The sequence below is a fragment of the Lacibacter sp. H407 genome (genome assembly GCF_037892605.1).
Classification (GTDB): Bacteria; Bacteroidota; Bacteroidia; order Chitinophagales; family Chitinophagaceae; genus Lacibacter.
The window spans coordinates 1673564-1691502 of sequence record NZ_JBBKTU010000001.1; the positions used below are offsets into that span (position 1 = coordinate 1673564).

The following is a 17939-nucleotide window of genomic DNA, read 5'->3' on the forward strand; positions in this document are numbered from 1 at the left end:
ACAAAACTTCGACATTATCTTTGAAACCTACCACATCATCTAATCTGTAATACCAGCCAGTTGAAAACAAAAACACCTGCATAAAAAACAACGGCTTATGGGTATTGAACAGGATATACAACAAATCAGAAAATTCAGGAACGAACATCACAAAACAGTGGTGAATCTCATCTTCACCCACAACTGGGTGACCGAACAACTAAAACAATTTTTAGAGAACGAAGATCTTACATTGCAGCAATACAATATTCTGCGCATTTTACGTGGAAGCGAAAAACCACTTTCTACCTTACAGATCAGGGAGCGCATGCTGGATAAAATGAGCGATACCAGCAGGATCGTTGACCGGCTTATTCTAAAAGCACTGGCCAAAAAAACGATCAGCAAACGGGATAAGCGATTGGTAGATGTTACCATCACCGCAAAAGGGAAAAAGCTGTTGGAAAAATTAGACAGTACACAATCCTTTATTGATGGCGTAATGCAAAACATTACTGAACAGGAAGCCAAAGAACTGAACTGTCTGCTCGACAAAGTGCGTGGTTCTGTTTAATTTCGGGGAATGATGCGTGTTTCATTTCTTTTCATTTTTTTTATTGCCGCTGTTTGTTCAACAGCACAAACCAACCGTGAGTTCAGAGCTGTTTGGATAGCCACCGTTGATAATATTGACTGGCCATCAAAAAAGGGCATTCCTGTTGATTCACAAAAGGCAGAGTTCATCCGTATTCTCGATCTGCACAAAAGCAATGGGATGAATGCAGTGATCATGCAGGTGCGCCCCGCAACTGATGCATTTTATCCATCACCTTACGAACCCTGGAGCGAATGGTTGAGTGGTGTACAAGGTAAACCACCTTCACCTTATTATGATCCATTGCAGTTTATGATCACGGAAACGCATAAACGAAATATGGAATTCCATGCATGGTGTAATCCTTATCGTGCCGATTTCAGCATTGGGAAAGCATCGATTGCTCCATTGCATATAACACGTCTGCATCCTCAATGGTTTTTAGACTATGGCGGTAAAAAATATTTTGATCCAGGTAATAAAGAAGCACAGGCATTTGTAATAGAAGTGATCCGTGATATGACGGAACGTTATGATGTAGATGCCATTCACTTCGATGATTATTTTTATCCGTATCGGATCGCTGGAAAAGAGTTTCCGGATTCAGTTACGTATCAACAATATAAAAAGGGACTTGCAAAAGATGATTGGCGCAGAAGCAATGTTGATTCTGTAATTGTTGGGTTGAGCCGTATGATCAAACAAACAAAACCATGGGTGAAGTTTGGCATCAGTCCGTTTGGTGTATGGCGCAACAACGATAGAGATCCGATGGGCAGTAATACAAAAGCCGGCCAAACGAACTACGATGATCTGTATGCAGATATTCTCTTGTGGTTAAAAAAAGATTGGATCGATTATGTGGCACCGCAACTCTATTGGGAATTTGGGCACAAAGCAGCGCCATATGAAGTGTTGATCGATTGGTGGAGCAAACACAGTTATGGCAAGCATTGTTATATTGGCCTTGGCATCTATCGTGCAGGCAGCAGTGATGTTTGGAAAGACAGCACACTGATCCCACGCCAGATTGAACTGCTTCGTAATACGCCCAATATACAGGGGATGATCTTTTTCAGCAGTAAATCGTTCAATAAAAATCCAAATGGCTGGAACGATAGTTTGCGATTGCATTACTTTAAAGAACCTGCACTGATCCCTGAGATGGAATGGATGAGTAAAAGAAATAGATGAACAGCATAAAAAAAACCGGAAGAGTAATCTTCCGGTTTTTTAGTATTTACAAGTAGATTTTTATTCGCAATGGTAGAGCGTGATCCAATTGCCAATGCGACCTGCAGCAGCAGCCACATCTTTATTCTTCCAATTCTTCAGATTTGAAGGAGTCAGTTTTGGTAAACTGCTTAACCAATCTTCAACAATTTGAACATCGGCCCAAACAGAAGCAGTTGGTAAAACATTGTCAGCGCTGAGCTTAATTGCCGCAACCTGTAAAAATGCTTTTTTAGTATCAGCAATACCACCCGCATTTGATGAGTTCCAGATCGCTTTCCCTTCTGCCTGGGTGTAATGATGTCCGCCAATAGTTACATTGCCGTCATCGGCACCATTTACATCGGGCCAAACCAAGTTTGGTTTTGCAAACCAGTAACCTTGACTAAAGCTGCAACCTTCCAATGGGCCTTCGGGTTTGCACGCAAAACCAGGGAAGCAGAATGTACCACAACCTGAGTTTCCACCACTCTTATAATAAGCAGTAGCAGCAGGGTTTACCAATACATCAATATCGATGGTTAAGCTATAATATGTTTTTGCTGAGCCAGATGTACCAACATCAAACTTCACAACATTATCAGTAATATTACAACCTGTGTTTGGCAATGATGGATCGGGTACAAATGTTGGCGTAAATGGAGTCCAGTCAACATTGTTGGTGCTCGTAGCGCCGCTTACAACATTGTCAAATGTTACACAGCTTCCCAATGTAATATCCCAATGACTCAGATTCTGGATGGTACCATTGGAGCCATTTCCGGGATTGGGGTTTTGTACACTCCATACCCAAGTGTAAGTTCCATTACCATTGTTGGTAACAGACTCTAATATTACTTTGTAAGGACCCACACAATCCGATTGTCCTTCGACAGGCAAGGTGGTGGTAATAGCAGCGGCAGAAGACTCACTAAGAAGTGCTGCATTGTTGTTTTTAGTTTCGGGTTTCAACTCATTACTCTTCTCACATCCAACAAACAGGGATAAAGCAACAGCTGAAAAAAACAGAATTTTTTTCATTTTTGATAGTTTAAATAATAGATAAAGATTGGCCCTGATAGGAGGTAGATATTTCAGGGGATTTGGACGGAGTGAGTGCAAGATAGTAATTTCCGCAACAATAGTAAAACAGTTTCCTTTTAACATTTTTCAGCATATGCTGTAAGTTCACTCGTTAACTTTAGCACGTACATCAAATACACACACATGGTTAACCCGAATGAGATCAAGTTTTTAGAAGGCCCCCAAAGCCGTTGGCGTGAATTTAAGTTTGCGTGGAAAGTATTACTGGAATTTATTAAAGGTTATCGCAGCCTTGCATTTGTAGGGCCTTGCGTGACCATTTTTGGATCGGCACGTTACAACGAAGGGCATGAGTATTATGAACTCACAAGAAAAGTAGGTGCCGAAGTTGCGAAGATGGGTTTTACAGTGATGACGGGCGGTGGACCCGGTTTAATGGAAGCAGCGAATCGTGGGGCGAAAGAAGTAGGGGGCAGAAGTGTGGGTTGCAATATCGTGTTGCCATTTGAACAAAACCCCAATCCCTATTTGGATCGCTGGGTAGATATCCGATATTTTTTTGTACGCAAAACATTGCTCATTAAATATTCTTATGCCTTCATTTGTATGCCCGGAGGTTTTGGTACGTTAGATGAGTTGTTTGAATCCATCACACTCATTCAAACAAAAATGATCAAGGATTTTCCGGTGATCGTGATTGGTGTCGATTTTCATAAAGAAATTGTGGAGCATGTGCGATTGATGAAGGAACGGGGAACCATTTCGCCCGAAGATGATCAGTTGTTTTTTGTAACCGATTCCATTGAAGAAGCCATGCAGGTGCTGCGTATCAAAAGCATCAAGCGATTTGATCTGCGTCATGAAAAGCAAAAGCCTTTTACTTTTCTCTTTGAGCGTAAAAACTGGAAGTAACGGTTATGTATACATGCTGAAATAAAATCACCGCTTTTACATTACCTTTTTACAAGCGACTTAACAGTTGATGTTACTATTTCTTCGTGGAGATGAAATGTTGCATCGTTAAACGGCTGCTTGTATGGAAACGAAGCTGCAATAGATAATGCATTTGCAAGTGCAAATTCCTGTTGTGAAAGAAATGGAAAGATGGATTGCTCTTGCATATAAGCAGCCAGGTATTCCTGTTCGGGCTGACCGGGGGTTGGAATAAGAATTGCTTTTTTCTGCAGGCGGGTAAGATCCATCAATGTTGTATAGCCGCTTCTGCAAATAATCAATTTGGCTGATGCAATTGCTTCCTGTAATTGATGTGCCTGTAAGTGATTGTGAACGGTAATGTTTGAAGGTGTAACAAGTGTTGTTGTGTTGTTTGGTAACCCACGTACAAATAATACTGTACCGTTGAATGCTAGTAATTGTTCCAGCAATTTGGATTCAAGAACGGTTCGTTGTGGCTCTGGTCCAGATAGTAAAACCATCAACTCATATTGTTGTGTAACCGTTGTTGGGTGCAAACGTGAAACCAGCCCGATATACGTTGGATGAATGATGGGTTTTGATGGATGTGATAATTCCCCCGCCAGGTTTTCCTTACCCGCTTCATCCGGCACCCACACTGTTGTAAAGTGTTTCATATACCTGCTATGCTGTTGTTGCAACAAGCGGTTGATCCATTTTCCTTTGCCCGAATGAATGAGCAGTTGATGGGTGATGTAAATACAAGCCACTTGTTTGTTCCAAAACCCGGGACGGTTATCGCTGATGATGAGATCAAATTGTTCCTGCTGCAAGAATTTGTTCAGCCATTGGTGCTCATAGTTCATACTGCGTAGAATACCGGGTAATTGGCGAAGCATGCTGCCAACCAATGACGAACCTTTACTATAACGAATACCATAACCTTGCAGTTGAACGATGCGGAGATTGGGAAATTCAGCTGCCAGCAATGCGGCTACAGCTCCATCGGCAGCCAGCACAACTTCACAACCTTGCTGCTGAAACGCCCTGATCAAGGGAATACAACGGGTGGCGTGCCCCAGCCCCCAATCGAGGGGAGCCATCAAAATCCGTGTACTTTTATGACCATTCATCGCAGAAATAACAATAATTGTGACGGAAAGTAGTTATTTTAGAAATCACGTCTTAAACAATTGTCCAATGATCCGAAAAAAAATTGTGAGTTTGCATATGCAGCGTTCAACGAAGTATAGTTTTCTTTTGTTAGTAGTTGTGATAATGCTGTTGGGAAGCGGTTGCAGTGCCTCGAAAAAAAGTAATTGCGGTTGTCCCAACAAAAAAGGAATGGTGGGTTATTAAAAATTGCTGTCTGTTATGAAGAGGAATAAGCGGAGAGATTTACTTGTTCTGCTAAACAATGAACACCGGAGCCAGGAGGCTATTGACCATGAAGTTGAATGGTTACATGATGTATTATATCATGTGGAAGAGTTAGAAAATTTCTGCAAAGCTCATGAACTCATTGATCTCAACCGTTACCGTATCATAACCCGCACAGGCCTTGTAAAAAAAGCCGTTCTTCGGAAAGATTTCAAAGCATTTGAATTTATCAGCAATAAGAATTGAGCGTGGGCATTACCGACTAATTCCTAATTCCTTGATGTGTTGAACCGATATGATTGGAGCAAATAACTCTTACAAAAATTTATCTCCAATATTCCGTTTCACTTCTGCCACGTATTCTTTGATCTCCTGTTCTTTTTCTTTTTTGCAGATCAGTAATACATCTTTGGTATCTACCACAATAAAATCATCAAGTCCCTGCAATAACACCAGTTTCTTATTGTCAGCATGCACCACATTCTTGGTAGCATCAATGATCATTACATGTTTGCCGGCCACTGCATTACCAAAATAATCCTTCTCCATATTTTCATAAGCACTGTTCCAGGTACCGAGGTCGCTCCATCCAAATGACGATGGCATCACATACACATTGTCTGCTTTTTCCATCACACCATAATCGATCGAAATATTGGTACACTGCGGATAAATGCGATCGACTGCTTCCTGTTCTTTTGGCGTATTGAAGAATTCTTTTTCAGCAACAAATAATTCGTTGATCTCCGGTAAAAATTTTTCAAAGGCTTTTAGAATATTCTTCACCTTCCACACAAATATGCCGGCGTTCCATAAAAAATCGCCGCTGGCAAGAAATGTTTTTGCCAGTTCCAGGTTTGGTTTCTCGGTAAATGTTTTCACTTTGTACACACTGTCGGCCACCGGCATTGCTTCGTGTTGAATATAACCATAGCCTGTATTGGCATAGGTTGGCTTAATGCCTAAAGTTACCAATGCGTTGATGCTGTTTACAAAATCAAACGCTTCTGTACACACTTTGGTAAAAGCAGGTGCATCAAGGATCAAATGATCGGCCGGTGCACAGATCAGCAATCCATCGGGATTGATCAACTGCAGTTTATGTGTAATATAGGCAATACAGGGTGCTGTGTTTTTGCGTGACGGTTCGCACAGAATATTTTCTGCAGGAAGATTGGGTAGTTGTTCCCTTACAATATGTGCGTACTCGGTAGCCGTTACCACATAAATATTTTCGTTAGGAATAAATTGCAGGTATCGATCGTACGTGCCCTGGATCAAGGTGCGCCCTGTATGCAGAATATCTAAAAACTGTTTTGGAAAAGCCGTACGGCTCATGGGCCAAAAACGACTGCCGATTCCACCGGCCATAATGGCCACATAGTGATTCTTGTTCATGGTGAGTAGTGAGTCGTGATAGTGAGTCGTGATAGTGAGTTTTGTATTTACTGCTCACCATTCACCATTCACCATTCACTTTTTATATCAAACCTTCTTTAATTAAATCGTGCAAATGTATAACTCCCAGATATTGTTTGTTGTTAACAACCAGTAATTGACTGATATTATTTTCACGCATCAGTTCCATGGCGTCAATGGCCAACGCATCGCCTTCGATTGTTTTAGGGTTGATGCTCATAATAGCTGATGCCGCTACTGCATCCAACGGGTTGTTTTTTTCCAACATCCGGCGCAGATCTCCGTCGGTAATTACGCCGAGCAATTCATCATTTGCACCCACCACTGCAGTAGCGCCCAATCGCTTTTTTGAAATTTCCACGATCACTTCTTTGAGAGAAGCAGTTGCCGTAACTTTTGGTTGCTCATTATGAATATAGAGGTCAGCTACCCGTAAATAAAGTTTCTTGCCCAGTGCTCCGCCAGGATGGAACTTGGCAAAATCCTCACTTTTAAATCCACGTAATTCCATTAAGGCCACGGCCAATGCATCACCCATCACCATTTGTGCGGTAGTGCTGCTGGTGGGTGCGAGGTTGTTGGGGCATGCTTCCTGGCTTACAGTTGTATTGAGTACGAAATCACTTTGCTTGGCCAGATACGATTCCGTGTTACCCACCATACCAACGACTTGGTTGCCGAAATTCTTTACCAATTGCGTAAGCACTTTGATCTCAGGGCTTTCGCCGCTTTTGCTGATGATCATTACTACATCGTGGCTGAGGATCATCCCCAGATCGCCATGAATGGCCTCGGCTGCATGCATATAAACGGCCGGGGTGCCCGTAGAATTAAGCGTTGCCACGATCTTTTGGGCAATTACGGCACTTTTACCAATGCCGCTTACAATTACCCTGCCCTTGGCTTCCAGGATCACTTTGCATATACGGGTGAAATCGTCGGTTAGCTGATTGGCTAAACCTTCAATGGCCCCCGCCTCCAAAACAATTGTGCGGCGGGCTGTTTCTAATGGATCGATATGTTGTTCTGCTGCCATGGCGGGGCAAACCTACTTTAAATCAGCAGAATAGAAAAGAAGGAGGGCCAGAAATGCGAAAACCCTTTTGCTGGCGGGTGCTTTGTGCAAATCTCACAGCACATATATTGTAAAAAAGAACTATCTTCTCAATCGGACTTTTTTAGCAGGAATTTGACGAATGGCATGGTGCCGAACGCCCTGATTTCAGTAACTTCGTGCCCCTTTCCAGAAAAGTACGGTCCGTACTTTCTTATACAACTTGCTTACGAAAGTCCAGTTTGTAAAACCAAAGAGTGAAGGAAATAAAGTGATGACAACAGTTAAGAAAAAAGCTCCGCAGCAGGGAGTTAAAACAAACAGCAAAACAAAAGAATCCGCCAGTAAAACTGCCCGACAATCAGGTAGTGCAACCGTAAAATCAAACGGCAAACAATCAACCGCCATGAAAACAGGGGTTGATCTTTATGCTGCTCTCAACGAACATTTTGGATTCGATGCCTTTAAAGGCACTCAGGAAGCTGTGATTACCAACTTGCTGGCCGGTAATGATACGTTTGTGATCATGCCAACGGGTGGTGGTAAAAGTTTGTGTTACCAACTGCCTGCATTGGTATGTGAGGGGTGGCCATTATTGTGAGTCCGTTGATCGCACTCATGAAGAACCAGGTGGATCTTGTACGCAGTTATAGCAGCAAAGATGATGTGGCGCATTTTCTCAACTCTACATTAACCAAAAAAGAGATCAAGGAAGTGCATGATGATCTGCTCGCCGGTAAAACAAAGATGCTGTATGTAGCACCGGAAACATTGACCAAGCAGGATAATCTTGAATTTTTCAGCGATCTGAATATTTCTTTTTTTGCAGTGGATGAGGCGCATTGTATTAGTGAGTGGGGACATGATTTCCGTCCTGAATATCGCCGATTGAAAGAAATGATGGATCAGATCAATCCAGACATTCCAATCATTGCATTAACTGCCACAGCAACGCCAAAAGTACAAAGCGATATTGTGAAGAACCTTGGATTGCGTGAACCGGAGATTTTTATATCGTCGTTTAACAGAGGCAATCTTTATTATGAAATTCAACCCAAGATCAAGAAAGATCAAACGGTAAAACATATTGTGAAGTTTATTTCACAAAACAAAGGCAAGAGCGGCATCATTTACACACTCAACCGCAAAACAACTGAAGAACTGGCCGATATGTTGATGGCCAACGGTATTAAAGCCGTTGCTTATCATGCAGGTTTTGATGGGAAAGTGAGAGCAGATAAACAAGATCAGTTTTTGAATGAAGATGTACAAGTGATCGTTGCCACCATTGCGTTCGGAATGGGAATTGATAAACCAGATATCCGTTTTGTGATCCACTTCAATATTCCCAAGAGCATTGAGAATTATTACCAGGAAACAGGACGTGCAGGCCGTGATGGCATGGAAGGAAAATGTATCCTGTACTATTCGCACAAAGATGTGAGCAAGCTCGAACATTTGATGCGTGATAAGCCCCTAAGCGAACGTGAAGTAACTGCACAAATGATCCAGGAAACCGTTGCGTTTGCCGAAAGTTCCGTTTGTCGTAGAAAAATATTGCTGCATTATTTTGGTGAAGAATATACACAGGAGAACTGTGGTAACTGTGACAACTGTTTGCATCCAAAAGAAAAGATCGAAGCAAAAGACGAAACGATCATTGCGTTGAAAGCCATCAAAGCATTGGGCGAGCGTTTTGCTACTGAATATGTAATACCCGTGATCATGGGACGGTTAACACCACAGATCCAGATGTACCGCCACGATCAGCTTTCAGAATTTGGAAGCGGTAAAGAAAAAGATGCGCATTTCTGGAACTCATTGATCCGGCAATTATTATTGAATGGGTTGATCCAGAAAGACATTGAAGAATATGGTTTGCTGAAGATGACAAAGGTTGGTGAAGCATTTCTGAAGAAGCCGAAGAGTTTCAAAATTGTACTTAATAATTTATACGAAGAAGCTACTGCCGATGATGATGAAGGAGCCGATGCAGGTGGCGGCGGGTTGGCGTCAGATGATAAGTTGTTTGAATTGCTGAAAGAATTACGTCAGAAAGAAGCGAAGAAAAAAGGGTTACCTCCGTTTGTGATCTTCCTTGAGAATTCGTTGCTTGATATGGCTACGCTTTATCCAACTACATTGGAAGAATTGGAAAAATGCCAGGGCGTAAGTAAGGGCAAATCGATTCGTTACGGCAAACCTTTTGTGGAATTGGTAGCGAAGTATGTTGAGGAACATGAGATCGAGAAGCCCGATGAGTTTGTGATGAAAAGTGTGGTGAATAAGAGCGGCAACAAAGTATACCTCATTCAAAATGTTGACAAACGTATTCCACTCGAAACCATTGCCAAGAACAAAGGCTGGCGCATGGATGAAATGCTGGAGGAGATGGAAACCATTGCTGCCAGCGGCACCAAACTCCGCCTTGATTATGCCATTGATGAATGGCTCGATGAATACGAACAGGAAGAGATCATTGATTATTTTAAGACCTGTAGCACCAGCGATTTAAAGATTGCGCAGCAAGAACTGGAAGACGGTGGTTACAACTGGGAGCAGCTGAAGATTATGCGGATCAAGTTTTTGAGTGAATACGGGATGTAAGTTCGGAGGGCAAGCTGATAGTGTTTAGCCGATAGCCGTTAGTGAACAGGCAATGGGCAATAGCCAAATGAATTATGGGTTTGAAATAAAAGCTGCAAAGATTTCGATATTAAAGCTCATTCTTCTATATTTGCAGCCCCGAAGCACAAAAGGAGGATAGGCTTCCACTTACCAAATGGCGTGTTTCAGGAATGGTGCGGTAGCTCAGTCGGTAGAGCAAAGGACTGAAAATCCTTGTGTCGCCGGTTCGATCCCGGCCCACACCACGAGCCTCAACGAAAGTTGGGGCTTTTTTATTACAGCCGCAGGATGGGCACTGATTTACGCAGAAAGTTACGCCTCAACTAAAGTGAATCATAGGCAAAGTGAATGCTTTCGAAATATCACAATCGCTGCTGTTCCAAATACTCCTTCAGCATCGCCTCGTGCAGTTCCTGCAAATTGGTACTGGTATAGGGTTGCCAGATATCCGTTAATCGGTTGTATACTTCGGTGGAATTCAGATCCGGAAATAATTTGTAATCGAACTTGCTGCTGTGCAGACTGATATAGCCAGGATAAAACCAGGCCTTTTGTAAACGGATGGCTTCTTCCAGTTTTTTTAAAATGAGCACTTTTCCCAAACTGTATTTTTTATACGCAGGATCGTAGATGCTCAGAATACCGGTGAGTGATGTTGCAGCTTCATCATAACAACCGGCAGCAATCAACTGTCCATTATCACGTAGTGTAAGTAACTGTGAGGGGAACACATTTTCGTTCCGGTCGCCGAGTAAATATGCCTTTGCAGAATCACTCATGTCAAAGTCAAGTTGCGAACGGTATCTTGTATAGAGCTCTTCCAGTTCATCGGTGAAATGCAATGGCTCAATGGCGCAGCTGAATTGTTCACTTGCCAGCAACAATTTCCGGTTCTTTTTATTGTGTTGATAATTTTCTAATCGATAACGCAGCCAGAACACCGCCTGGTATTCGTCCTCTTTTGAAATAAGATCAGTGGTGATCAGCATTTGATGGATACGGTACCAGCCTTTGCTCAAGTAGGCATCAAGCAGTTGAGGGTCCACCGATTCCGGATAAAAATGCTGATAATAGGTCATTGGATTGCAAGATAAAAAACGAACAGCATGAATCTGCGTATTGGCCAATAACAGTCAGCTTATGATCCACAATCTGTATCAATTTCCAGCATCACAGTCACTTGCTCATTACCGGTTAGTTTGTAATCGGCACTGTTCACACAAAATTCTTTAAGATTATGTGCAGTGTTATTGGTGCTGTTTGAATGGGGATGCAGTTGATAAGCTTCCGTAGTTGCAGCTGCATCTGTTAACACAACACAATCGGGAGAAGCAGCGGTTTTGGAACGGTCGATGATCCGCCAGCCGATGTTCAGCGGAGGTTGAACGGGATCATTCGTGTTAAGCTGTTTACTGAGAATATAGCCATTAACAAAGGCTCCGTTAATGAGCAGTTTCACTTCGGGTTGCTGAGCAGTAAGTTGTGCGATGAGGATCATGTATTTTTTTGATACGAAAGTAGAAGGGCACTTTGCAACCTATTTGTGAAGCGGATCCTTGCAATAGGATCATCGTTCCATTTCATTTAAATCAAACAAACTCCAACTTTCGTCGGGGTTTGCAGCAGTGAAAATTATTTTTTACTCGCATCCAATCGGCGCACCCGGCGGTGCTTCTTTATGCAATGTTGGTTTTGCATCTTTTGGATTCTTCATGCGCTCCAATGCCAATTGCAGGTGACCGGCATTAGTACCTGTTGCAGTTTTTGATTGCAACTCAATTTGCTTTTTGAGATCGCTCAATACTTTTTGCAGAACAGCACGAACAAGAAAAGAATTATTCTCATCAACAGATGATGCAAGCAAATACGTTAATAATACCTGCTCTGTTTGTTGCTGGATCAATGCTTCCATTCCTGATCTGCGTGGCGCTTTCCATGTTTTATCGATCAGGGTCTGGATCATCTCCGTTACACCTAAGCCTCCATTTACTTCCTGCTGAACCATACGGCTCAACCGTTCGCTGTTGAATAAGAAGGAGAAGGGGAGATCAGCACCGGTTTCCGCAGGTGATAATTGATCGAATGATAAACCGGTACGTTTGCGGAATAATTCTCTTGAACTGCCATAACCCGATGGTCGTGGTGGTATCAATGCAGCAATACGATCAGGTATCATCAATACTTTGGGATCAATACAATCAACAATTGCATTTAGTGCTTTGCGTTGTTCTTCTTTCGGTAACATTTTTGTGATGAGTTGTCCATCGCCACGCAATGCATAATTATAATACATACCCCCCACAAGTTTGGTTGCTGCTTCAATTTGATAGCGATGATAAAAATATACAGGTACCAACGCATCTTCCAGCATCGCCATCGGCATACCAGGCACAATATTTTTTTCACCAAACTGCTGCAATGCTTTGCTGCGCACTTTCATCACTTCTTTTAATTCGTCTGCAGCATGTACACCATTGTCCCACAAATGTGCCTGCGGATGTAATCCACCCGGAGCACGTGCATCCCGATCGCTGATGAATTGCAATCCTTTTTTATTTGCATCGATGATAATAGTATTCAAAGCATTTTTTTCATTGGTGCCTGCAGGAAAATCCTGGTAACCCCATGTAACAGCCACTTTATCCCAATCACCAATTTTATCGTCATACACACTGGAGAAATCCATTTCACCATTTGCATTTACACGAATGGTTGGATGCGGATAATCCATTACACTTGCACGGTTGCTTACACTGGCCGCATAGTTGTGCATCAACCCAATGGTATGGCCAATTTCATGTGCTGACAATTGACGCAATCTTGCCAATGCTGCTTTCAACATTTGATCATTTGCAGGAATACCTGTTTCATAAGGCGATAACAAACCGGAGAAGATGAGATAATCCTGTCGCACACGTAATGAGCCAAGCGATACCTGTCCTTTAATAATTTCACCTGTGCGAGGATCAACAACAGAAGCTCCGTAACTCCAGCCACGTGTTGAACGATGCACCCAATTGATCATGTTATAACGGATATCCATCGGGTCTGCACTATCCGGCAGAATACGCACATCAAATGCATTCACATAACCTGCTGCTTCAAAAGCCTGGTTCCACCATTTACCGCCATCGAGTAAAGCTGAACGTATGGGCTCCGGTGTTCCATTATCCAAATAATAAATGATCGGTTTTACAGCTTCGCTTTTTGCGGCTGATGGATTTTTCTTATTCAACCGGTGGCGGATGATATATTGCTTTTCGATGGGATCACTAACTGGTGATGCGTAATCGTAAAACGAAACAGGGATATAACTGCTTCGTGGATCAAACAATCTTGGTTTATAATTATTATCGGGCAATTGCACCAATGAATGATGAATGCGAAGTGTGATCGCTTCTGTTGAAGGAGCAACTGATTGTACAAAATTGCCTACTTCACCATCGCTGTTGGTATAAGTAACGCTTACTTCGAGTTCTGAATTGAGTGGAAAATTTTTGGTGCGTGCAAGGTACATGGCACTGCGTGTTTTATCCAGCGCATAATTTCCCTGCCGCATCCGGCGGATAGTATTACTCACCTTCATTGCATCACGCATCAGAAAATCAGTTGCATCAACAAGAAATTTACCATTGCTTTCTGCTTCGGTAGTAAAACCCCACACTGTTGTTTGAGCGAAGGCCTGTTCTACTGCACGTTTCTCCGCTGCATCATTCGACAATGCACGGTAGCTGTAATTGGGTTGAATGAGTAAGATCTTGCGCCCTACTTTATTGAACTTCACCACACGGTCTTCGCCCAACAAACCACGATCAAGACCAATATCATTTGATCCTAAACCTGCAGGCAGCGAAACAACATATAAAAATTCTGTATCTAACTTGTCTATTTCCAGCCAAACCTTGCCTGTGTTTTCATCCCAGTAAAAATTAAAATACCCCTCGTACTTTTTCAGCCCTTTTGTCTTTTCTTCAATGGAAGAAAGTTCTTGTTTAGCGGCAGGTTGGTTCTGTGCTGTTGTAAAAAATGGTAACAGCAACAATAGTAAAATTGATTTTCTCATATGCAGTTGATTGATGCATACAAGTTACGGGATGAGCGTTAAGGAAAAAAAGGAATGTGATTAATGGTGGATTACGTCATTCCGACGATAGAAGGAATCTCCACGACTCCCGTAGAAATGGGTTTAATCAATATGATTATTTTTTACAGACTTAGATTGCAGAGATGTCTCCTGTCGTAGACATGACGGTTAAAGAGGTTTATGAATTGCAGAGAGTTTAAAATTCGGCCAGCTTGAACCCAAAAATGGAGACATAACTAAAAAAGTAAAATCAGGATTGCATTTCTTCATCCTTCTTTTGCAACCTCCACCAACGCCAGCCAATAAAGCCAATGATAAGTAAAGGAGTGCTCATGAGATAGATAATAGCACCGTTCAGGGCCTTCGCTGGTTTTTCACCAAGTTGCGAAGCAGTCTTCGTACAGATCGAACACTGTGCTTCTGCATCAACGCCTGTAAACAGTAAGGCAATGGCTAAAAAAACGATCATCAATCCCCACTTTTTCATGTTCAAAGTTTGAATTGCAAAGTTAAGGGAAGAACCGGTAGGAAGAATCGGCAATCGCCAACACGTAAAAGGGCTCTTATACCAATGGGCGCAATCATTGCTGGATGGCGATAAAATGAGGGTATTAACCATTACCTTGTTATCAAACCCTTATCACCATGAAGTATCTGCTTTTTCTTTTTGCTTCCGTAATAACAATACAGCTTACAGCACAAAAACCTTGCAGCGCCCCGGCTTACCGACAGTTTGATTTCTGGATCGGTGAATGGGATGTATTTGCTAAGAATGGCACAAAAGCTGGTGACAGTAAGATCAGCCTTATACTAGACAGTTGTATTGTGCTGGAAGAATGGACAAGTGCAAGCGTCAATCAAGGTGTTCGATATGCAGGCAAAAGTTTTAATACATGGAACAGAACAACAAAACAGTGGCAACAAACATGGGTTGATAATGTGGGAGGAACTACTGAATATCTTGAAGGAAAATATGATGATCAAAAAATTATATTCCAGACAAACCCATTTTTGTTTTCAAAAGATACAATGGCCATAAGAAGATTAACTTTTTTTAACCTGTCGGTCGATAAAGTACGGCAGTTTGGCGAAATAAGTAAAGACAAAGGTGTTACCTGGAATGCAGAATTTGATCTTGAATACCGTCGCAGAAAAGGATGAATGGGGTAAATTTCTCTCATCTATTTCCGAACTTTAAGAAAAACCTTTATCATGAACCGTAAATCATTTCTGCAGAACGTAGCTGTTGGCAGCGGCATCATTGCTATTCCTTCAATGATACTTGCTCAGGAAACAAAGCCAATGCAACAAACAAAACCTGATCCACTGCCTGCTGAAAAAGTAAAAGACTTTGTAAGTGCGGGTCACAATAATCTTGATAAGGTTAAAACTTTATTGACTGAATTTCCAACGCTCATCTATGCCACATGGGATCTGGGTGGTGGCGATTTTGAAACCGGATTGGAAGGTGCCGGACATGTGGGCAATAAAGACATCGCAAATTTTCTGATTGAAAAAGGAGCACGCACCAATTTGTTTGTTCTCACGATGTTGGGTAAAACACAAATTGTAAAGGCATATATCGAAAGCTATCCTTCGTACCTTAATGCAAGAGGTCCGCATGGATTTACATTATTGCATCATGCAAACAGAGGTGGTGAAGAAGCAAAAGAGTTGGTGGAATATTTACAAAGCAAAGGATTGAAAGAAACAAGAGCAGCATTATAATGAAGTATTATATAAATACAATTATGCGTGGGATTATAGTTCTCATTGTTAATATAACGATGAGCTTACAACTCGTTGCACAAAGCAAGGCTTCAGTTTTATTTTTTGATCAGTCTGCACCGGGCAATGAAGCAATGTTGTTTGCGCCCGGTATTGTATCAGACGAATTAAGCAACAGAGATATGGCGATTTCGCCGGCATACGATGAGTTGTTGTACACGGTTCAATACCGGGGCGGCATGTTCAGCACCATATTGCATGCAGAAAAGAAAAATGGCAAATGGAGTAAACCGGCAGTAGCAAATTTTTCCGGACTTTATAATGATCTGGAGCCTGCGTTTTCACCCGATGGGAAAAAATTATACTTCGCTTCCAATCGTCCAATGCCCGGCACCTCTTCAAAAGATTACAACCTGTGGGTACTGTCAAAAGAAAATGGAAAGTGGAGTAATCCCGTTCCGTTACCTGAACCGGTGAACAGCATGGCCGATGAATTTTATCCGTCAATCACAAAAAGCGGCAGCATTTATTTTACAAGAATGGTGAAAGAGAAAGGTGAGGATATTGTGTATTGCAAATGGAACAACAATGTATTTGAACCCGCCATTAGTTTACCTGATGTGATCAATACCAGTGGCGATGAATTCAATGCGTTTGTTGATCCTGATGAGCAGTTTGTGATTTATACCGGCTACAAACGAAAAGATGCCTTGGGAACAGGCGATCTCTACATCAGCAAAAAAAATGAACAGGACGAATGGATGGCATCTGTAAATCTTGGAACAGCAATTAACGGAGCCGGACTTACCTATTGCCCGTACATCAGCCCCGATAAAAAATATTTCTTTTTCAGCAGCAGCAGAAACAGCATCATTAAAACACCATTTGAAAAGAAGCAAACCATAACGGAACTAAAACAACTCATCAACCAACCGTTGAATGGGTGGGACAATATTTACTGGATCGACGCATCTCAATTTTTTAAATAAACCTTAAAACTTACAACATGGATAACGCAATCAGCTGGTTCGAAATTCCGGCAACCGACATTGACCGTGCACAAAAATTTTATGAAGCTGTATTTAACATTCAAATGCAGCCAATGGATTTTCAGGGTACAAAAATGCGAATGTTCCCAATTGATGATCCAATGAAAGGAATCGGCGGAACACTGGTGCAGGAAGGCACTAATTTCTACAAGCCATCTGCTACTGATGGTCCGTTGATCTATCTCAATGGCAACCCTGATGTACAGATCTTTCTTGACCGAATAGAAGGAGCGGGTGGTAAGATACTTGTTCCCAAAACAACGATCTCCGATGAATATGGCGATATGGCTGTGTTCTTAGATACAGAAGGTAATCGTATTGCCTTGCATAATATCCCTGAAAAATACAGACAGTAAACAATACGTATGAAAAAGAACAGCATTGCATTTCTACTGTTGGTTTCTGTTTGCAGTTTTTTACCTGATCTGTCGGGCATCACCGCAAATATGAAATCATTCAAATGGTTGCAGGGTTCCTGGCAAATGCAAACAAGGCGTGGCATCATCGTTGAAAAATGGGCCGTTGCTAACGACAGCACACTTGCAGGCGAAAGCATGATGACAGGTTCCGATGGAACAGAAATTCCGTTGGAAAAAATTCAACTGGCGTTTCGCAACGGTAGCTATTATTATATCCCGACTGTAAGAAATCAGAACGGAGAGCAGCCGGTGGAATTTAAGATCACGTCATATAGCGAAACTGGTTTTGTAGCAGAAAATACACAACATGATTTTCCCAAACGTATCAGTTATACATTGGTGAACAGCGATTCCATTCATGCAGTGATCGATGACGGTGCGGCCGCTCCCGTAAAAAAATCAAACTTTTATTATTCACGTAAAAAGGAGTGAG

At 42.0% G+C, this 17939-nt stretch carries 20 protein-coding genes and 1 tRNA gene; 13 read left to right on the plus strand and 8 right to left on the minus strand.

The annotated features are described in order from the left end of the window. Positions 1–97 precede the first annotated feature (97 nt). A complete protein-coding gene (locus WG989_RS07250) occupies positions 98–553 on the plus strand; it encodes a MarR family winged helix-turn-helix transcriptional regulator (protein WP_340428364.1) in 456 nt (151 codons plus the stop codon). A gap of 9 nt (positions 554–562) precedes the next feature. Next, positions 563–1768 carry a glycoside hydrolase family 10-like protein gene (locus tag WG989_RS07255; protein ID WP_340428365.1) on the plus strand — a complete coding sequence of 402 codons (1206 nt, stop codon included), beginning with the start codon at positions 563–565 and terminating at the stop codon, positions 1766–1768. Positions 1769–1828: 60 nt separating this feature from the next. Here WG989_RS07255 and WG989_RS07260 read toward each other — a convergent pair whose 3' ends face one another. Beyond that, entirely contained in the window at positions 1829–2827 is a 999-nt protein-coding gene (locus WG989_RS07260) for a hypothetical protein (RefSeq protein WP_340428367.1), read from the minus strand. A gap of 186 nt (positions 2828–3013) precedes the next feature. Between WG989_RS07260 and WG989_RS07265 the strand changes: the two genes are divergently transcribed. Further along, positions 3014–3742, plus strand: coding sequence for an LOG family protein (locus WG989_RS07265; RefSeq protein ID WP_340428368.1), 729 nt, complete (start codon positions 3014–3016; stop codon positions 3740–3742). A gap of 41 nt (positions 3743–3783) precedes the next feature. On the opposite strand, the gene WG989_RS07270 is transcribed toward WG989_RS07265, so the two are convergent. Continuing rightward, entirely contained in the window at positions 3784–4848 is a 1065-nt protein-coding gene (locus tag WG989_RS07270; protein WP_340428370.1) for a glycosyltransferase, read from the minus strand. A 97-nt stretch (positions 4849–4945) separates the two neighbouring features. Between WG989_RS07270 and WG989_RS07275 the strand changes: the two genes are divergently transcribed. Together WG989_RS07275 and WG989_RS07280 are read left to right on the plus strand one after the other, a co-directional pair. Next, entirely contained in the window at positions 4946–5104 is a 159-nt protein-coding gene (locus WG989_RS07275; protein WP_340428372.1) for a hypothetical protein, read from the plus strand. Positions 5105–5119: 15 nt separating this feature from the next. Beyond that, a complete protein-coding gene (locus WG989_RS07280) occupies positions 5120–5371 on the plus strand; it encodes a hypothetical protein (protein ID WP_340428374.1) in 252 nt (83 codons plus the stop codon). Positions 5372–5440: 69 nt separating this feature from the next. Here WG989_RS07280 and WG989_RS07285 read toward each other — a convergent pair whose 3' ends face one another. Together WG989_RS07285 and WG989_RS07290 are read right to left on the minus strand one after the other, a co-directional pair. Next, a complete protein-coding gene (locus WG989_RS07285; protein ID WP_340428376.1) occupies positions 5441–6523 on the minus strand; it encodes a mannose-1-phosphate guanylyltransferase in 1083 nt (360 codons plus the stop codon). Positions 6524–6605: 82 nt separating this feature from the next. Beyond that, positions 6606–7580 carry a KpsF/GutQ family sugar-phosphate isomerase gene (locus tag WG989_RS07290; RefSeq protein ID WP_340428377.1) on the minus strand — a complete coding sequence of 325 codons (975 nt, stop codon included), beginning with the start codon at positions 7578–7580 and terminating at the stop codon, positions 6606–6608. A gap of 241 nt (positions 7581–7821) precedes the next feature. On the opposite strand from WG989_RS07290, the gene WG989_RS07295 reads away from it, so the two are divergent. The 3 genes from WG989_RS07295 to WG989_RS07305 all read left to right on the plus strand — a co-directional run bounded on the left by WG989_RS07295 (position 7822) and on the right by WG989_RS07305 (position 10471). Then, positions 7822–8199, plus strand: coding sequence for a DEAD/DEAH box helicase (locus WG989_RS07295; RefSeq protein ID WP_340428378.1), 378 nt, complete (start codon positions 7822–7824; stop codon positions 8197–8199). Further along, positions 8184–10205: a RecQ family ATP-dependent DNA helicase gene (locus tag WG989_RS07300; RefSeq protein WP_340428379.1), complete on the plus strand. Its 2022-nt coding sequence runs from the start codon at positions 8184–8186 to the stop codon at positions 10203–10205. The genes WG989_RS07295 and WG989_RS07300 overlap by 16 nt, the downstream gene beginning before the upstream one ends. A 193-nt stretch (positions 10206–10398) precedes the next feature. Then, positions 10399–10471 (plus strand) — tRNA-Phe (locus WG989_RS07305). Positions 10472–10588: 117 nt separating this feature from the next. On the opposite strand, the gene WG989_RS07310 is transcribed toward WG989_RS07305, so the two are convergent. The 4 genes from WG989_RS07310 to WG989_RS07325 form a co-directional block, all read right to left on the minus strand. Next, a complete protein-coding gene (locus tag WG989_RS07310; RefSeq protein WP_340428380.1) occupies positions 10589–11305 on the minus strand; it encodes a GNAT family N-acetyltransferase in 717 nt (238 codons plus the stop codon). A gap of 59 nt (positions 11306–11364) precedes the next feature. Beyond that, on the minus strand, positions 11365–11724 hold the full coding sequence (locus WG989_RS07315) for a hypothetical protein (protein WP_340428381.1): 360 nt from the start codon (positions 11722–11724) through the stop codon (positions 11365–11367). Between the two features lie 141 nt (positions 11725–11865). After that, positions 11866–14289 carry a zinc-dependent metalloprotease gene (locus WG989_RS07320; protein ID WP_340428382.1) on the minus strand — a complete coding sequence of 808 codons (2424 nt, stop codon included), beginning with the start codon at positions 14287–14289 and terminating at the stop codon, positions 11866–11868. Positions 14290–14560: 271 nt separating this feature from the next. Beyond that, a complete protein-coding gene (locus tag WG989_RS07325; RefSeq protein ID WP_340428383.1) occupies positions 14561–14797 on the minus strand; it encodes a CAMCR motif-containing small membrane protein in 237 nt (78 codons plus the stop codon). 158 nt (positions 14798–14955) lie between these two features. Between WG989_RS07325 and WG989_RS07330 the strand changes: the two genes are divergently transcribed. The 5 genes from WG989_RS07330 to WG989_RS07350 are packed head-to-tail and all read left to right on the plus strand — an operon-like array spanning position 14956 to position 17938. Next, positions 14956–15471 carry a hypothetical protein gene (locus WG989_RS07330; RefSeq protein WP_340428385.1) on the plus strand — a complete coding sequence of 172 codons (516 nt, stop codon included), beginning with the start codon at positions 14956–14958 and terminating at the stop codon, positions 15469–15471. A 51-nt stretch (positions 15472–15522) separates the two neighbouring features. Beyond that, complete coding sequence (locus WG989_RS07335; protein WP_340428387.1) at positions 15523–16038, plus strand: ankyrin repeat domain-containing protein; 516 nt, start codon at positions 15523–15525, stop codon at positions 16036–16038. 59 nt (positions 16039–16097) lie between these two features. Beyond that, a complete protein-coding gene (locus WG989_RS07340) occupies positions 16098–17027 on the plus strand; it encodes a TolB family protein (RefSeq protein WP_340428388.1) in 930 nt (309 codons plus the stop codon). A gap of 17 nt (positions 17028–17044) precedes the next feature. Beyond that, positions 17045–17443, plus strand: coding sequence for a VOC family protein (locus WG989_RS07345; RefSeq protein ID WP_340428389.1), 399 nt, complete (start codon positions 17045–17047; stop codon positions 17441–17443). 9 nt (positions 17444–17452) lie between these two features. Beyond that, entirely contained in the window at positions 17453–17938 is a 486-nt protein-coding gene (locus WG989_RS07350) for a DUF6265 family protein (protein ID WP_340428390.1), read from the plus strand. The last annotated feature ends 1 nt before the right edge of the window (position 17939 follow it).

Excerpts from the sequence above, each read along its gene's own strand:
- WG989_RS07250 (WP_340428364.1), top strand. The coding sequence starts at position 98 with ATGGGTATTGAACAGGATATACAACAAATCAGAAAATTCAGGAACGAA.
- WG989_RS07255 (WP_340428365.1), top strand. The coding sequence starts at position 563 with ATGATGCGTGTTTCATTTCTTTTCATTTTTTTTATTGCCGCTGTTTGT.
- WG989_RS07260 (WP_340428367.1), bottom strand. The coding sequence starts at position 2,827 with ATGAAAAAAATTCTGTTTTTTTCAGCTGTTGCTTTATCCCTGTTTGTT.
- WG989_RS07265 (WP_340428368.1), top strand. The coding sequence starts at position 3,014 with ATGGTTAACCCGAATGAGATCAAGTTTTTAGAAGGCCCCCAAAGCCGT.
- WG989_RS07270 (WP_340428370.1), bottom strand. The coding sequence starts at position 4,848 with ATGGCTCCCCTCGATTGGGGGCTGGGGCACGCCACCCGTTGTATTCCC.
- WG989_RS07275 (WP_340428372.1), top strand. The coding sequence starts at position 4,946 with ATGATCCGAAAAAAAATTGTGAGTTTGCATATGCAGCGTTCAACGAAG.
- WG989_RS07280 (WP_340428374.1), top strand. The coding sequence starts at position 5,120 with ATGAAGAGGAATAAGCGGAGAGATTTACTTGTTCTGCTAAACAATGAA.
- WG989_RS07285 (WP_340428376.1), bottom strand. The coding sequence starts at position 6,523 with ATGAACAAGAATCACTATGTGGCCATTATGGCCGGTGGAATCGGCAGT.
- WG989_RS07290 (WP_340428377.1), bottom strand. The coding sequence starts at position 7,580 with ATGGCAGCAGAACAACATATCGATCCATTAGAAACAGCCCGCCGCACA.
- WG989_RS07310 (WP_340428380.1), bottom strand. The coding sequence starts at position 11,305 with ATGACCTATTATCAGCATTTTTATCCGGAATCGGTGGACCCTCAACTG.
- WG989_RS07315 (WP_340428381.1), bottom strand. The coding sequence starts at position 11,724 with ATGATCCTCATCGCACAACTTACTGCTCAGCAACCCGAAGTGAAACTG.
- WG989_RS07320 (WP_340428382.1), bottom strand. The coding sequence starts at position 14,289 with ATGAGAAAATCAATTTTACTATTGTTGCTGTTACCATTTTTTACAACA.
- WG989_RS07325 (WP_340428383.1), bottom strand. The coding sequence starts at position 14,797 with ATGAAAAAGTGGGGATTGATGATCGTTTTTTTAGCCATTGCCTTACTG.
- WG989_RS07330 (WP_340428385.1), top strand. The coding sequence starts at position 14,956 with ATGAAGTATCTGCTTTTTCTTTTTGCTTCCGTAATAACAATACAGCTT.
- WG989_RS07335 (WP_340428387.1), top strand. The coding sequence starts at position 15,523 with ATGAACCGTAAATCATTTCTGCAGAACGTAGCTGTTGGCAGCGGCATC.
- WG989_RS07340 (WP_340428388.1), top strand. The coding sequence starts at position 16,098 with ATGAGCTTACAACTCGTTGCACAAAGCAAGGCTTCAGTTTTATTTTTT.
- WG989_RS07345 (WP_340428389.1), top strand. The coding sequence starts at position 17,045 with ATGGATAACGCAATCAGCTGGTTCGAAATTCCGGCAACCGACATTGAC.
- WG989_RS07350 (WP_340428390.1), top strand. The coding sequence starts at position 17,453 with ATGAAAAAGAACAGCATTGCATTTCTACTGTTGGTTTCTGTTTGCAGT.